Annotated in this window: 13 protein-coding genes; 11 read left to right on the top strand and 2 right to left on the bottom strand. The window is 61.5% G+C overall.

What is annotated here, in order from left to right; translation table 11 throughout:
* Positions 1 to 97: 97 nt before the first annotated feature.
* Complete coding sequence (treS, locus tag G6N83_RS05560) at positions 98 to 2,392, top strand: maltose alpha-D-glucosyltransferase (protein WP_165140129.1); 2,295 nt, start codon at positions 98 to 100, stop codon at positions 2,390 to 2,392.
* 1 nt (position 2,393) lies between these two features.
* Here the strand turns inward: treS and G6N83_RS05555 are convergent, their stop codons facing one another.
* On the bottom strand, positions 2,394 to 3,635 hold the full coding sequence (locus tag G6N83_RS05555) for a phosphotransferase (RefSeq protein WP_165140126.1): 1,242 nt from the start codon (positions 3,633 to 3,635) through the stop codon (positions 2,394 to 2,396).
* A 98-nt stretch (positions 3,636 to 3,733) separates the two neighbouring features.
* On the opposite strand from G6N83_RS05555, the gene G6N83_RS05550 reads away from it, so the two are divergent.
* On the top strand, positions 3,734 to 5,026 hold the full coding sequence (locus G6N83_RS05550; RefSeq protein WP_206535829.1) for a wax ester/triacylglycerol synthase domain-containing protein: 1,293 nt from the start codon (positions 3,734 to 3,736) through the stop codon (positions 5,024 to 5,026).
* A 33-nt stretch (positions 5,027 to 5,059) separates the two neighbouring features.
* On the opposite strand, the gene G6N83_RS05545 is transcribed toward G6N83_RS05550, so the two are convergent.
* A complete protein-coding gene (locus G6N83_RS05545; RefSeq protein WP_165140124.1) occupies positions 5,060 to 5,866 on the bottom strand; it encodes a DeoR/GlpR family DNA-binding transcription regulator in 807 nt (268 codons plus the stop codon).
* 177 nt (positions 5,867 to 6,043) lie between these two features.
* Here G6N83_RS05545 and G6N83_RS05540 point away from each other — a divergent pair, with 177 nt between their 5' ends.
* The 9 genes from G6N83_RS05540 (at position 6,044) to G6N83_RS05500 (ending at position 15,089) form a co-directional block, all read left to right on the top strand.
* Positions 6,044 to 7,339, top strand: coding sequence for an ABC transporter substrate-binding protein (locus G6N83_RS05540; protein ID WP_165140122.1), 1,296 nt, complete (start codon positions 6,044 to 6,046; stop codon positions 7,337 to 7,339).
* A gap of 77 nt (positions 7,340 to 7,416) precedes the next feature.
* Complete coding sequence (locus tag G6N83_RS05535; protein ID WP_165140120.1) at positions 7,417 to 8,343, top strand: carbohydrate ABC transporter permease; 927 nt, start codon at positions 7,417 to 7,419, stop codon at positions 8,341 to 8,343.
* Position 8,344: 1 nt separating this feature from the next.
* Positions 8,345 to 9,190, top strand: a complete 846-nt coding sequence (locus G6N83_RS05530; protein ID WP_165140118.1) for a carbohydrate ABC transporter permease — start codon at positions 8,345 to 8,347, stop codon at positions 9,188 to 9,190.
* A 51-nt stretch (positions 9,191 to 9,241) separates the two neighbouring features.
* Entirely contained in the window at positions 9,242 to 10,105 is an 864-nt protein-coding gene (locus G6N83_RS05525) for a ketose-bisphosphate aldolase (RefSeq protein WP_165140116.1), read from the top strand.
* 30 nt (positions 10,106 to 10,135) lie between these two features.
* Positions 10,136 to 11,332 carry an ADP-dependent glucokinase/phosphofructokinase gene (locus tag G6N83_RS05520; RefSeq protein WP_165140114.1) on the top strand — a complete coding sequence of 399 codons (1,197 nt, stop codon included), beginning with the start codon at positions 10,136 to 10,138 and terminating at the stop codon, positions 11,330 to 11,332.
* A 179-nt stretch (positions 11,333 to 11,511) separates the two neighbouring features.
* Complete coding sequence (locus G6N83_RS05515) at positions 11,512 to 11,835, top strand: DUF7882 family protein (protein WP_165140112.1); 324 nt, start codon at positions 11,512 to 11,514, stop codon at positions 11,833 to 11,835.
* Between the two features lie 139 nt (positions 11,836 to 11,974).
* Positions 11,975 to 13,036 (top strand): acyl-CoA dehydrogenase family protein, encoded by a 1,062-nt coding sequence (locus tag G6N83_RS05510; protein ID WP_208379732.1) that lies wholly within the window; start codon positions 11,975 to 11,977, stop codon positions 13,034 to 13,036.
* Positions 13,030 to 14,400, top strand: a complete 1,371-nt coding sequence (locus tag G6N83_RS05505) for a bifunctional PIG-L family deacetylase/class I SAM-dependent methyltransferase (RefSeq protein WP_165140110.1) — start codon at positions 13,030 to 13,032, stop codon at positions 14,398 to 14,400. Before G6N83_RS05510 ends, G6N83_RS05505 begins: the two co-directional genes overlap by 7 nt.
* Positions 14,397 to 15,089, top strand: coding sequence for a glycosyltransferase family 2 protein (locus tag G6N83_RS05500; protein ID WP_165140108.1), 693 nt, complete (start codon positions 14,397 to 14,399; stop codon positions 15,087 to 15,089). The genes G6N83_RS05505 and G6N83_RS05500 overlap by 4 nt, the downstream gene beginning before the upstream one ends.
* Positions 15,090 to 15,093 lie beyond the last annotated feature (4 nt).

Raw genomic sequence — 15,093 nt, 5'->3', positions numbered from 1 at the left:
CTTGGCGAACACTGTCCGAAACCGGACGCCCCTTATCGCCTTGCGATGGTTAGCACCAGTCCTCGTGGCGGCAGTGCAGAGCGCGTAGCGTTAAGGAATGGCACGCGACGAGCTTCGGCCGGAAGACCTGTACACCGGGCCCATTGATCTGCCCGGAGTGGCGGCTCTCGACGATGAGGAAACCGATCCCGACAAGATCGAGATCACCTACGACGAGCAGCGCTATCCCGCACGCCCCGGTCGGCTGCGTCCGCGCGACCACTTCCGCGGTGGCAGCGTGCGTCGTGTCGCGACCGACCCGCGAAGCGCGGTCGGTACCAATCCCTCGTACGTCGAATGGCTCGTCAGACAGTCGATGCTCAAAGACGCCGATGTCTTGGCACGACAAGTGTCGGGGCAGCCCTCGATGTGGCGGAACCCCTACGCGCGCCCCGACGCTCGGCGCGCGATCGAGACGAGCGACGTTTGGTTCACCGCTTATCCGATCTCTCTCCTTACGCGACCAGGACAGTCATTCTTGGCGGCGCTTGGCGACGAAGCGCTGTGGTCAGCATTCGAGCGCGTGGGCATAACGGCGATTCACACAGGACCGGTGAAGCGTGCCGGTGGCATTGCTGACTGGCGTTACACCCCGAGCGTCGACGGACACTTTGATCGCATCAGCACACAGATCGACCCGGCTTTCGGCACCGAGGACGAGTTCCGGGCGCTGTGCGATGTTGCAGAAACCCACGGCGGAAGCGTCATCGACGACATCGTGCCAGGGCACACCGGCAAAGGGGCAGATTTCCGGCTCGCCGAGATGGGCTTCAAGGACTATCCCGGGATCTATCACATGGTGCAGATTCCGGAGGAAGACTGGTCTTTGCTTCCCGACGTGCCCGAAGGCGTCGACAGCATCAACCTCGACCCGGCCACCGAACATGAACTCGCCGAGCGCGGTTACATCATCGGCGCGCTCCAGCGGGTCATCTTCTACACGCCTGGGGTGAAAGAAACGAACTGGAGCGCGACAGCACCCGCCACCGGCCCCGACGGCATCACGCGCCGGTGGGTCTACCTCCACTACTTCAAACAGGGTCAGCCCTCGATCAACTGGTTGGACCCGACATTCGCGGGCATGCGTCTCGTGATCGGTGACGCTCTGCATTCGCTCGGCGAACTCGGCACGAGCGCGCTGCGACTCGACGCGAACGGCTTCCTCGGTGTGGAGAAGAGCGCTGGGGGCCTCCCCGCCTGGTCTGAGGGGCATCCGCTCTCTCACGCGGCCAACCACATTATCGCCGGGATGGTGCGGAAAGTCGGCGGGTTCACATTCCAAGAGCTCAACCTCACGATGGAAGATATCCGTGACACCGGAGCCGTCGGCGCCGACCTTTCGTACGACTTTGTCGGGCGACCCGGCTACCACCACGCCCTCGCGACGGGGCAGACCGAGTTTCTGAGGCTCGCTCTCAGGACGTCGCTCGAACTTGGGGTCGAGCCCGTGCAACTGGTGCACGGCATGCAGAACCACGACGAGCTCACATACGAACTCGTGCACTGGGCGACGCGACATGACGACGACCAGTATCGGTTCCGCGGACGAGAAATTTCGGGCGGTCAGCTGGCCGAAGAAGTCCGGGCGGACCTCACCGAAAGTCTCACCGGCACCGCCGACTACAACCGCGTATTCACCCAGAACGGCATCGCCTGCACGACAACGTCGCTGATCGCTGCAACGAGAGGTATCGCTCGCCTAAACGAGATTACGGATGCCGACATCCCTGCGATCAGCAATGCTCACCTTTTGCTCTGCGCATACAACGCATGGCAGCCTGGCGTCTTCGCGTTGTCTGGCTGGGATCTCACCGGCATGCTTACCGTTCCGGCCGACGAGGTCGCCGATCTGCTCTCGGCCGGCGACACCCGATGGATAGAGCGCGGGGCACACGACCTGCTCGATGTCGACCCAACGGCCACACGTTCCGCAGCTGGTATGCCACGTGGGCGCGCGCTCTACGGGCCGCTTCCCGCTCAGCTCGAAGATCCGGACTCGTTCGCATCTCGCCTCGCCGGAATTCTCGACATTCGGCGTGAGCACAGTATTGCCACGGCATCCCAGATCGATATTCCCGAGGTCGCTCATGCCGGCATGCTGGTGCTGGTGCACCGCCTCGACAACGGCGAAGCCGAAGAGGGCGCCCCGATTCAGGTGACGGTGTTGAACTTCTCTTCGGAGGCGATCGAGGGCACTGTTCGCTCCGAGCAACTCACACCGCAGACCGAGGCGATCGACGCCGCTACGGGTGAGACCGTCGGACATGTCGACGACCTGCAGAGCTTTGCCGTCTCGCTTCCGGCATACGGTGCGATGTTCTTGCTGCTGAGCGCCGCGGAGTCAGCTGAATAGCTCAGGCGAGAGCGGCGTCGATGCCTGCGAGCGGGACTGGCAGCCATTCCGGGCGGTTTCGCGCCTCATAAATCGACTCGTACACGGCCTTGTCGAGCACGAGCGCTCGCAGGATGACCGGGTCGAGGTCCACAGTCTCGGCCGCGCCAGCGTACGCAGCAATGAATGCACCACGGCAAGCTGTCGCCCAGGCGACGCCGTCGCTCCTGCCACCGACAGCGCCGGCGTAGTCGAAGGAGCGCAGCATCCCGGCAACATCGCGGGTCGTGAGGTCGGGGATTGCTCGCTCTTCCATGGGGCGGAGCGGCTCGCCTTCGAAATCGACGATGCGCCACCCGCCATGCGGTACCGCGAGCACCTGCCCGAGGTGAAGGTCGCCGTGGATGCGTTGCAACCGCGGCCATGGGCGTTCGAGGGCCGCCTGGTAGATAGCCTCGATTGCAGCTATTCGATCCGCGACCGCCGGAACCTCGGCCGCCGCGATCGCGAGCCGTCTGCGCCACGCGGCGCCCGTCATCGCGACGTCGGAAGGACCAGCATCGACAGTCTCGAGCGTCGCGCCGAGAGCCTCGTGCACCCCGGCGATGGCGACACCGAGGTCATGAGCTGACTCGGTGAAGTCTCGACCATCTCGCGCGGCGTCCAGGGCGACGCCCCATCCGTCTTGTACGCCGGGCAGGAACTCTTGCGCGAATGCGAGCGTGCCGTGTGCCGTTCCCGACGCTCGCCCGACATCGGGCCATTCGGTCTCGAGGCTTGCAAGGAACCGTGGAACGTACGGTGATCCAGCGGCGCTAAGCGCGCGCTGCACAGTGACGTCAGGGTTCTCGCCGTGGTGAAGAGTGCGGAAGATTTTGAGGATGATCGTCGGCTCGCCGTCCTCATCGAACACGATGGACGTATTCGACTGCTCAGCGGTGAGAACGCGTGAGCCCGTCACTCGGCTGACGTCTACGCCCATCTCTGCGAGCATGCCGGTTGCGAAATCGGGATGCCGGGTCGCATCGATAAGGTATGCGTCGCCGTCTCCACTGATCGAATCAACGGCCTCGACGGAAGATTCCACGCGAGCCAATGGCACGTTATAAAGCGCGGGCAATGAACCCGCATCATCCATAAGGAGGTACCGAGTGGCCCCCGGCGCGGACTGTTCCGCAAGAATTCGGAATCGAGGCTCGTGACTTTTGCCCGCGTACCAACGCTGCTGCGCCACCCAGGCGCTGAGATCTTCCAGAAACCGCATACTCCAGCTTGGCGTGGCACGACCACGTCGCGAAAGGGGGTGGACGATGCGGAGGATGCGTAGTACCGGGAGTGCGACCGGACGCTACCCTGGGGCTGATGGTCAGCGAACCCGATCCCCTTTCTGTCGACGATGCACGCATCCTGTCGATGGAGTCGGACGTGCTGACCGGTCACACCCTGAAACTCATAGTCATCGAGCCGGGGGTGCCGCTCGATCTCGACGCCGTGCGCGCCGCTGTCGCCGCGCGGCTGGTCCATCAACCGCGGGCACTCCAGCGGGTCGAGGCGGGCGAGGGGCCGCCACGGTGGGTTCCGTCCGAGGGTTTTGACATCGTCAACCACGTCCGCCGCCGCACTGGCGCGGAAGGCGCGACGACCGAGGAGCTTTGGCATGCGGTCGGTGTGCTGATGTCGGAACACCTCGACCGCGCGCATCCTCTCTGGACCCTCGACCTGCTCGGTCCGCTCGCCGACGGGCGGGAGGCGATCGCCGCAAGGATGCATCACGCGATGGTGGACGGCATCGCGGGGATGCGGTTCCTCGAGGCCGTCCTTCTCGACGCCGTGCTTCTCGACGTCGCCGGCGCATCGATGCATGCCGCGGGTCGGCGCGACGGTGAGCAACCGATATCGCGCGCCGAGGAGTTACGCCGCATGCCGGCAGCTGTGCTGCGCGAACTCGGTCGGCCAGGCCCCGCATCTCCCTTTGACCGGCCGGTGACGAGCGCGCGCGAGCTTGCATTTGTCGCCGTACCGCTGAAAGAACTGAAGGCGATCGGCGCATCTCGGCCGGAGCGGGCGACGGTGAATGATGTGCTTCTCACTGTGGTTGCAGGAGGGCTGAGTAGATGGCTCGGTAGTCATGCCGCGCACAGCCTGCGCGCACAGGTGCCGGTGAGCCTGCATCACCGTGACGAAGCTTCGACCGATCTCGGGAATCGGGATTCGTTCCTCAACGTCGACCTGCCGCTCACAGAGTCTGATCCGCTGCGCCGCCTCGATCGGATCAGCGCGCAGACCCGGAACGAGAAACTGCATGACGACCCGACACTCATGTATGACCTTTTTCATGCCCTCGGGCGGTGGAACTGGGTGACGACTGCAGCTCACCGCATTGCCGACAGCTCCCGGGAGTTCAGCGTCGCCATCTCGAACGTGCCGGGACCGCGGGCGCGGGTTTCGATAGCTGGCAGGCACGTGGAGGACATCTTCACCTCCTCGGAACCCGCGACCGGCCATGCGTTGCGTATTTCCGCGATTTCGTGCGCCGGTGAGATGGGTATCGGATTCTGCGTCGACCCGAAGGCTCTCCCTCGAGTCGCGGCGCTCGCCGATGCGACTAGCGCCGCCTATCGAGAGCTCCGGGCGGCGGCGCAGCAATCTGATTGAGCCCCGTTCAAAAACGCCAGCACCCCACGATCTTCAAGGAGTGTGGAGTGCTACGTCCGCTTCAGCGAGAGCGTCGAGGAGGCCGGATTCGGGAGCAGCATCCGTGATCAAGTAGTCAGCTCGTTCAAGCGGCGCAACCTTTGCGAAGAGGCGACGTCCGAGCTTCGTGGAATCGGCAAGGATTGCAGTCTTTTCGGCGCGCTCGATCATCTCGGCCATCATCGCGGCGTCGCCGAGGTTGCTCGTGGAAAACCCGGACTCATCGATCGCGCCCACTGCCACAAGTGCGAGGTCGCAGCGGATATCGACCTCAGGCCCGCCCGCAGCCATAGTAAAGACCACGGGTCCCGTGGTGGCCTGCGTGATAGCGCGCACGGCACCACCGAATACGTAAAGATCGCGGAATGCTGATGGTGCGATCTCTGCCGGTATGCGCAGGTTGTTGGTCGCGATCGTGAGGTCGTGGTGGTTGCGGAGTGCGCGAGCGACCGAGAGGGTGGTCGTGCCTGCGTTGAGCATGATCACAGCACCATCGTTCACCATCTCTGCCGCAATGCGTGCGATCGACTCCTTTTCTTCGACCTGCATGCGCAGTCGCACATCCAGTCCGCGGTCACGTAGCCCTCCGTCCGTGGCGCTGACGGCGCCGCCATGCGTGCGGATGAGTGCGCCTTCTCGGTGGAGCTGATCGAGATCACGGCGGACGGTGTCGATCGACACACCGAAATGCTCGGCGAGGTCGGTGACTGTGACCTGTCCATTGCCAGCTACGTAAGCTGCAAGGTCAGCCTTTCGTCCAGCGGGTAGTCGCTTTCCTCGCCCTGATTGCGGAATGCTCATGCTCCATATCTAGCACAATCACGCGCAAAAGCTGAGTGGCTGGCGCACTAAACAGCAATAAACCGCAGTTATATCGCGGACAATATTGACATTTCCGCAAAATCTGGCATATTAATGCTGAAAGCCGCACTAATCCGCATCTTTGCGGAAGGCGTCGACACTCAAAGAGGAGAAACGATGACCAGCACGGGTCAAGGGCACAGCAAGGCCCTGAAGATGGTCGGAGCCGCGACCGCGGTCGTCAGCTTGCTGACAGCGACAGGCTGTTCTGCGGGAGGCGCATCCGGTACGGACGCGGACGGCGATGTCACGATTGAGTTTGCGCAATGGTGGGAACCTGAGCTGCCCGATGGTGAATTTCGCGCGCTGATCGACCAGTTTGAAGAAGAGAATCCGGGGATCAAGGTCGACCTTGTCAGCGGACCGTACGCATCGACGAAAGAGCAACTGTTCGCTGGCGCAGCGTCGGGAACCATGCCTGATGTCGTGGGTCTGGACGGCGCGTGGGTCAATGACTTTGCGGCGCAGGGCGTCATCGCGAACCTGACTGAGCTCATGACAGATTCTGGATACGACGAAAGCGAACTTGCGAGCCAGATTCAAGTCGACGGCGCCACCTACATGATCCCCGTCGTCAACTTCGTCTACCCCATGTTCACAAATGACGCGTTGCTCGCCGAGGCGGGCGTTATGAGCCCGCCGAGTACGCGCACAGAGTTCGCTGATGCGGCATCGAAAATCACGGCGCTTGATAATGGCGCTTCCGGCTGGGTTCTGCCGTTGTCGCTCGAATCGCCGAACGGCGTGCAGAACGACGTGATGTCGTGGGTTTGGGCCTCCGGCGGCTCGATGCTAGACGCCGGACAGCCAGATCTCACTAACGCTGAGGTCACCTCGGCAGTCGACTACATCTCCGAGTTGTGGGACGCCGGGGTCATCGCACCCGGGTCGTTCACGATGAAAGAGCAAGACAAGGTGGAAGAGTTCACAAACGGACGAGTGGGCATGATGATCGACTCGCTCGCTCACATCAACCTGATTCGTGAGACGAATCCAGATCTAGAGTTCTCAATCTCAGCCATCCCCGCTGAAGACGGGTACGACGGTGAACGCGGTATTCCCTATGCCTCTTGGGGAATTGGCGTAGCCGAGAACTCAGAGCACAAAGACGCAGCGTTCAAGCTCGTGTCTTACTTGATGAGCGAAGACGTCAATTCAGACCTTTCGACGATGGCCAATGCTTTCCCTGGCAACACAGAGTCCGTCCCAGCGTTCGTGACTGACGATGAGCTGTTCGCGAAAGCCTTTGAGATCTACCAGGCGGGCTACCCCGCTAATGAGTTCACGGGGCTGCCCGTTGCTGAAGAACTCATGCGCTTGCTCGGAGAGCAACTGCAGTCTGAGCTCGACGGCCAGCAATCGGTGGACGAGGCGCTGAAGAACGCGCAGACGGCGTGGAAGTCCGAGTTCTGATCCTTCATCCACAACTTTGACCAGGTGCCGCATCGTGCAGATGCGGCACCTGACCACCTAAGGAGACGAGTGGGCCGATGGCCAGCAGAATTCCTTCCCTCGACACAGAGGTAATCGTTACCGGCGTATCGCCATCACGCCGACGACGTCAGCTACGAAAGACCACGGAGTCTTATTCCTTTTTGGCTCCGACGTTGGCTCTGCTGCTGGTTTTGATGATCGTGCCGATCGTGATGGTGGTCGGATACTCGTTCCAGGACAATGTCATTCTCGGCAAGTCCGGGGAGTTTGTCGGCATCGCTAACTACGTTGCCATCCTCACCGACGCGGGCTTTTGGCGAGCGACGTCTAACACCGTCATTTTCACCGTTACGAGCGTCGCAGCACACCTCGTGCTCGGCCTTGGATTCGCGATGATGCTCAATAGCAAGCTCATCGGCGCCTTCCCTCGTGCCATCTTCCGCGGGTTATATGTACTGCCGTGGCTGTTTACCGTCGCAGTGATCGCAGTGCTTTGGCGAATGCTCTTGGCACCCAACGGCGTCATTAACTTTTTGCTGAACTCTGACATCGAGTGGTTGGCATCGCCCCAGCTCGCGCTTGGGACGGTGACGTTCATCAACATTTGGGCGGGATACCCGTTTTTCATGGTGAGCCTTCTCGCGGGCCTTCAAGGCATCCCCGGCGATTTGTACGAGGCGGCGACAGTAGATGGAGCCAGCCCGACTCAGCGTTTTTGGAACGTGACGATTCCGCAGCTGCGTCCCATCATCGTCAGTCTGCTTTTGCTCGACATGATCTGGACCTCGCAGCAGTTTGCTCTTATCTGGATGACTACCGGCGGCGGGCCCATTGACGTAACAGAGGTGCTCAGCACATTCACCTACAAGCTCGCATTCGCCAAATATGACTTCTCGTCGGCCGCGACCTCTGCAGTTCTTGTCCTATTGATGTCAATGGTGCTCGCCATTTTCTACGTTCGTCACCAGAAGGCGAGGGACTGAGATGTCCACATCTGTCAACGTTCGCAAGCGAAGTGCGCAAGCCGCACTCATCGTCGGGTTGGTGCTCGGTGCGATGTTTGCTGCAGGCCCGATCGTGTGGATGCTGTCGAACTCGTTCAAGTCGAATACTGAGATTTTCGAGCTGCCGCCGCGTTTGATCACCGAGACGTTTTCATTCGATGCATACGTCGCAATCTTTGCTGATCCGGTCACTATGAGGTTCTTTCTCAATAGCTACGTCATCGCGATCGCGGTGACGCTATTGACGTTGCTCATCTCAATCCAGGCCGCGTATGCTCTCAGCCGCTTCGAGTTTCGAGGCAAGCGTGTGCTCAACGTCGTTATCGTCAGCGTTCAGGCCGTCCCACCGATAACGCTTCTGATTCCGTACTTCGGTCTCATGGTTGCGCTCGGACTTTACAACACCTATCCAGGTCTGATTCTCACGTACATGGTGTTCACGCTTCCGTACGCGATCATCATGCTGACCGGATACTTCAATACCCTGCCCCGCGAGCTCGACGAAGCGGTACGCGTAGATGGCGCGGGTTCGATGACCGCCCTATGGCGCGTTCTCGTGCCGATTTCGGTACCCGGGATCGTCTCCGTCGGCATTTACACGTTCATGATCGCCTGGAACGAGTACCTCTTCGCTTTGACCCTCACGCGAACCATCGACATGCGCACGGTGCCCATCGGGATCCAGCTGCTGATGGGCCAGCACTCCTACGAGTGGAACCAAATCATGGCCATGAGCGTGCTCGGATCAATCCCCGTTCTCGTCCTTTTCCTCTTTTTTCAGCGTTACTTCATGAGCGGCCTCACTGCGGGCTCTGTGAAGAGCTGAAACCACGACCCAATCCGGGCACATCCATCCCAATCAACAGGAGAATCTACAGTGCTGTATACCGCCAAATCCATCCTCGACGTCGCGAACGTGAACAACTTCGCTATCCCTGCCTTCAACATCAGTGATTGGGCGATGTTCACAGGAATCATGGACATCAGCGAAGAGCTGGATGCTCCGGTGATCGTCGCGATCCACCCCGACGAGGTGGCGCATATCACCACCGATCTCATTGCCGCCATGCGAGAGCGCGCTCACCGTTCCAGTGTTCCGGTCGCTATCCACTGGGACCACGGCGGAACCTATGAGCAGATGATTGTCGCAATCCAGGCGGGGTTCACCTCTGTGATGATCGACGCGTCGCTTTTGCCTTTTGACGAAAACGTGGCCCTCACGCGGAAAGTAGTCGAGGCGGCGCACGCAGTCGGCATTCAAGTGGAGGGCGAGCTCGGCACGATCGGTGCCAACGACAGTTACGGAGAATCCGGCGCGGCCGAGATCATCTACACCAATGTGGATGATGCGGTTCGATTCGTCGCGGAGACCGGTGTCGATAGTCTCGCGATCGCGATCGGCACATCGCACGGGCTATATCCATCGGACAAAAACCCCGAGTTGCGCCACGATCTCCTCGAACAAATCAAAGCGGCCGTTGGCATCCCTCTCGTCTTGCACGGTGGGTCGAGTAACCCCGATGCCGAGCTGGCGCGTGCTGTTTCGCTGGGGATCAACAAGATCAACATCTCGAGCGACATCAAGGTGAGCTACCACAATCGGATGCGCGAAATTCTCGGCACCGACGAACGACTTCGCGAACCCAACGCGATCCAGCCGGAACCAATCAAGGCAATGAAGGTCACCGCAGCGCAGAAGATTGAGCTGTTCGGCGCATCCGGCAAGGCTTCGCTCTACTAGGGCTCGCAGAGAGAGGACGCGATCGTTGCCATGAGTGGTCACCTTGTGCTTGGACTTGGCGGCACCGTCGATTACGAGATCGATTGGGACGCCGCGGTGCTCAGCGAGCTTGCGCTTGCTTACGGCATTCGCCGCCATGAGTTGACCACCACGGCACCGGTCGTTGATGAGCGGTCCCTTGTCGTAACTATCGTCGGGTTCATCGCCGCCGGAGGCGGCGGGGAACGGCTCGTGGAGTCCTCGCTGACGCTGGAGCGATTCGCCGGGAGATTTGCGAAGGCTATAACGCTCGGTGGCACCGGAGTGAGGGCGGGTCTCGCGCTCGAAAAGTTGGGCATTCCCACGATTCAGCACTTGGTCAGTATCGATGAAAACGTGCGCAGGCTCATGCCTCAGGCAATCTCATGGATCTGTTCGGCCGATGGTGACTCCCTCGATCCGCACCTCATCGTGCAGTATCCCGTCGGTGCCAGGGTGCGCGTTGTAGATGGTGATGTCATTTCTCCAGCTTCGAACCGACTGATATTCGCCAACGATGCGCCTAACAGGGTGATGGCGATTTCTGCTGAACTTTCCGATGTGCTCGACGGTGCAGGAGCGTTTCTGATCTCGGGATTCAACACGATGCAGGATCCCGCGTTGCTAGAAGAGCGTCTAGACGAGCTCGTGCGGGCGATGGAACGTCTGCCCGCGCAAGCGCTGGTGTACTACGAAGATGCCGGCTTCTATCACCGTGAGATGGCTGCGACGGCTCGCGCTCGGCTGCTCCCGCGCATTGATGTGTACGGCATGAACGAGGACGAGTTGCAGGAGTACGTCGGTCGTTCCGTCGATCTGTTGGATGCGCGAGATGTAAGCGCCGCGCTGGCTCAAGCACACGCTCTTATTCCCGTGTCAGCACTTGTCGTGCACACGCGTTTCTGGGCAATCGCAGTCGGGCCCGATGCTGGCCGATATCGCGAAGCTCTTGAAAACGCTGTTTTGATGTCGGCAACGCGCTACCGCCTCGGCGACTCTCTTGTCGCATCCGACCTCGAAGAGACCGCGCAGCTACCTCGTCATCGAGGAGGTGAGCGCCTCGTCGCAACGCTCGAACGAACCCGTACCGATGCCCGGGGAGTCGCAGCGGTGGTTGCGGATGTCGCGTCGCCGACGACGATCGGCCTTGGCGACAGCTTCGTGGGTGGGTTTCTCTCGGCCTTCTACCTCCGTGAGGGTTCAGGATAAATTCCGCAGTGCGCGTGCACAGGTTCGGCGACGGATTCCACGAAAACGTGCTCGCAGGGTCGTGCTTGAGCGAGTAGGGTCGCGAGTGTGCAGCCGAATCGACTTTGGCTTCTCGTTTGCCGGTGAAGGGCGCACACATTGCGAAATGACTGCCGATCTGTCGGCGGCGAGGGGTACCAATGGGGCAGTTAATCTACGGCGTTGCGCCGGCGATCGAGATCGCTGATTGGGGCTTGTACCATCTGCAGTCGGTGATGCTCAGCAAGCTCCGGCGTGATGAGAGCTTCAGTTTCAGCTGGGACAACGAGCCGGATGTCGATGGCGATGCAGCGCTCCCGACTCCTGGTCTTCACGGCACCGTGTGGATATCTAAAAGTACGCCGCTCTATTTCAGCTACGACGAGCCGCGCGCGAAACCTCTCAACCCGAAGTGGATCGCGATTCTGGCTGGTGCGGCCAGTAAGAACAGTGGAGCGTTTCGGCTTCTTCCTGAACCCGAGTAGCACTCGGTCGTGGATTTGATTTCGTTTGTCAAGTCCCACTTCTTGCGGTTAACAGGGCCATAGCCTCCACCTGGAGGTCAATCATGGCGAGAACGCTGGCGAAGCACGAGACGCGAGTCGATGGCGCATGAGTCGCGCGATGTTAGCTCCTGGTGCGCGCCAGAGCGATCATGTCGCGTCTGCGATCGCTGCCGCGCGCGGCATCCACGGTTTCGGGCGCGACGTCGAGGCAACGCTGCACTGGTGCGTGGACGTGATCAACCGTTCGCCGCGCGTGGGGGAAGGCAGCACCGCGGAGGCATGGGAGCTGCTCGCAGCGACCGCTGAGTACGATGTGTCCGCGGCGCGAATGCTCGAACCACACCTCGACGCGCTGGGTATTCTCGCGCAGGCACAGGCGGGCGGCATATCGCAGCGGGACGACATGGCGGTTTTGAACGCCGGCGAAGGATCAAGCTGGGGTGTTTTCGCTGCCGAGGCCGATGGTGTGCGCGTCGATGCGCGAGAGACATCCCGCGGCTGGACTCTTTCGGGAACGAAGCCCTGGTGTTCACTCGCCGCTCACCTCTCGCACGCGCTGGTGACGGCATATGTTGGTGACGGCAATCGTGGGCTTTTCGCTGTCGACCTCCGCGAGCCGGGCGTGCAGCACCATCCAGGGCCCTGGGTGGCGCGTGGCCTGCCCGATGTCGTCAGCGCGCCAGTCGACTTTGATGGTGTTCCGGCAGTCCCAGTGGGGAACGCCGGGTGGTACCTCTCACGCTCGGGATTCACCTGGGGCGCAATGTCGGTGGCTGCGTGCTGGTGGGGAGCTGCAGTCGGAGTCGCGGCACGACTACTCGATGCGGCGCGGCCCGCTCACTCCGACCAGCTCGCGCTGGTCCACCTGGGTCGAGTCGATGCAGCGCTGTGGGCTGCCCGTGCTGTTCTCTCGGAAGCTGCAACTCTCGTAGACGAAGGCACATCGGCAGGAGTTGGAAACCGCCTGCTCGCGGAGCGCGTTCGGTCGGTCGTCGCGGATGCCGCGGCCCTTACCCTGAGAGAAGCAGATTCAGCGCTCGGCCCCGCGCCGCTCGTCGCTGACGAGGCGTATGCGCGCCAGGTTGCGGGTTTGCACCTCTATTTGCGTCAGCACCACGGCCTCCGTGACGTCGCGAAGATCGGTCGCGAGATCGTTGCTGCACCCCGTGCAGCATGGTGAGCTTCGACCACCTCGCCGCCGGCACGCCGGAAGCTATCTGGCAGGCGGATGACCGAATCAGCAGCGTTCAGCCGCTCGACTTGAGCATCAAGCAGCTGATCGTCGTGGCAGCGCACCCCGATGACGAGACTCTCGGCGCGGGAGGTCTCATTCGTTGGGCATATGAGAACAAGAGTGCGGTGACGGTCATCGTCGCAACCGACGGCGAGGCATCCCATCCGAACTCGCCATCTCACACCCCTGCGCGCTTAGCTGCGCTGAGAAGGCAAGAGGTGCTCAGCGCAGTGCGTGTTCTCGCCCCCACCGCTCGCGTGCACTTTTTGGGGCTTCCCGATGGAGAGCTTCGCGAGAATGCGACAGCACTCGCCGCGGCGTTGCTCTCGGCTATAGAGCAGTTGCCGCAGAGTTCGGGGGAGAGCGTGATCGTCGCCCCCTGGTCTGGCGACGGGCACAGAGACCACCGGGTGACTGCGGACTGTGCGTCGCGGGTCGCACAGGTTCGCGGCATCCCTCATCTCGGCTATCCGATTTGGTTGTGGCATTGGGGGCGCCCCGACGACGTGCCTTGGGATGCCGGCCGAATGCTTGCGCTAACGTCCGGGCAGCGTGCGGCGAAGGGCCGAGCGCTCCGCGCGCACCAGTCACAGGTGCAGTCACTGTCGGAGGCGCCAGGGGACGAGCCGATTCTGTCTGCGTCGATGCACGCGCACTTCGAGCGGCACACCGAGCTCTTCTTCGTCGAGGCTTCGAAAACCGACGGCGAGACGCTTGCTGCTGATTGGTTCGAGCGGTTCTATGCTCGGCATGCCGATCCGTGGGGGTTTGAGACGCGCTGGTACGAGGAGCGTAAACGTGCACTACTGATGGCAAGCCTTCCGGTGCGGAACCTCGGGAGAGTGCTAGAAGTTGGTTGTTCAACGGGCTTGATCACGGCGGAACTGTCAGCGCGGGCAGACGAGGTTCTCGCGCTCGATGCATCCGCCACCGCCATCGATACGGCAACTTCTCGACTCGCTGAGCGGCCCAACGTCACCCTGCGCCAAAGCGCCGTGCCTGAACAGTGGCCAGACGGTGATTTCGACACGATCATCTTTTCGGAAGTGGGCTATTACCTATCGCATCGCGACCTCGCGAAGACGATTGCGCTCATCGACGCCACGATGACAGGCGATGGATGCCTCGTCGCCTGTCATTGGCGTCATCCAGTGGATGAGTATCCGTTGAATGGCAATGAAGTGCACGCTGCCCTCAGGTCCGTCGAAGGCTGGGGTGTCATCGCCATCCATGAAGAGCAAGACTTTGTCATTGAGGTCTTCGCTCGCCGGCCCGTCGTGTCTGTGGCCCAGCGGGAGGGGCTGCAATGAGCCTCGGCAGAATACGTGCTGCCGTTATCGTCGTGCCAGTGCACGACGAAGAGATGCTTCTCGCTGCGTGCCTCGACTCGATTGAAACGGCGATCAGCAGTGTCGACATCCCGTGCGAAGTCCGAGTCGTGCTCGACGCCTGCAGCGACGGCTCGGCCGATATCGCTGCGCAGCACCCGTTCGTGACGATGAGTATCGCGGCGAACGCGGTGGGCGTCGCTCGCGCCCGCGGTATCGCTTCGGCGCTTTCGGTGTTTTCCGGGCTGCCTTCGCGTCAGATCTGGATTGCAAACACCGATGCGGATTCAACTGTGCCGAAGAATTGGCTGACGACTCAGCTCGAGCTCGCGGCATCCGGCACAGATGTCGTCGTCGGCACGGTACGCCCCGACTTCAACGACCTCGCTCCCAATCATCAAGATCTGTGGCTGCGCACACATCTTCCGGGTGCGCCCAACGGCCATGTGCACGGGGCAAACCTCGGAGTGCGTGCCAGCACCTATCTTGCAGCGCGGGGGTTTAGCGGGTCGGCCGAGCACGAAGATGTGCGGCTGGTGGAATCGTGCCGACAGGTCGGCGCCACCGTAACGGCAAGCGATACTGCCGAAGTCAGCACTTCGGGTCGATTCACGGGCCGCACACCCGGTGGATACGCGGGCTATCTTCGCGATCAGGCAAAGATGTTGTGACACA

The sequence above is a fragment of the Microbacterium endophyticum genome (assembly GCF_011047135.1).
Lineage (GTDB): Bacteria > Actinomycetota > Actinomycetes > Actinomycetales > Microbacteriaceae > Microbacterium > Microbacterium endophyticum.
Note: the sequence above shows the minus strand (reverse complement) of the source record. Positions and strands in the feature narration are given on the sequence as shown.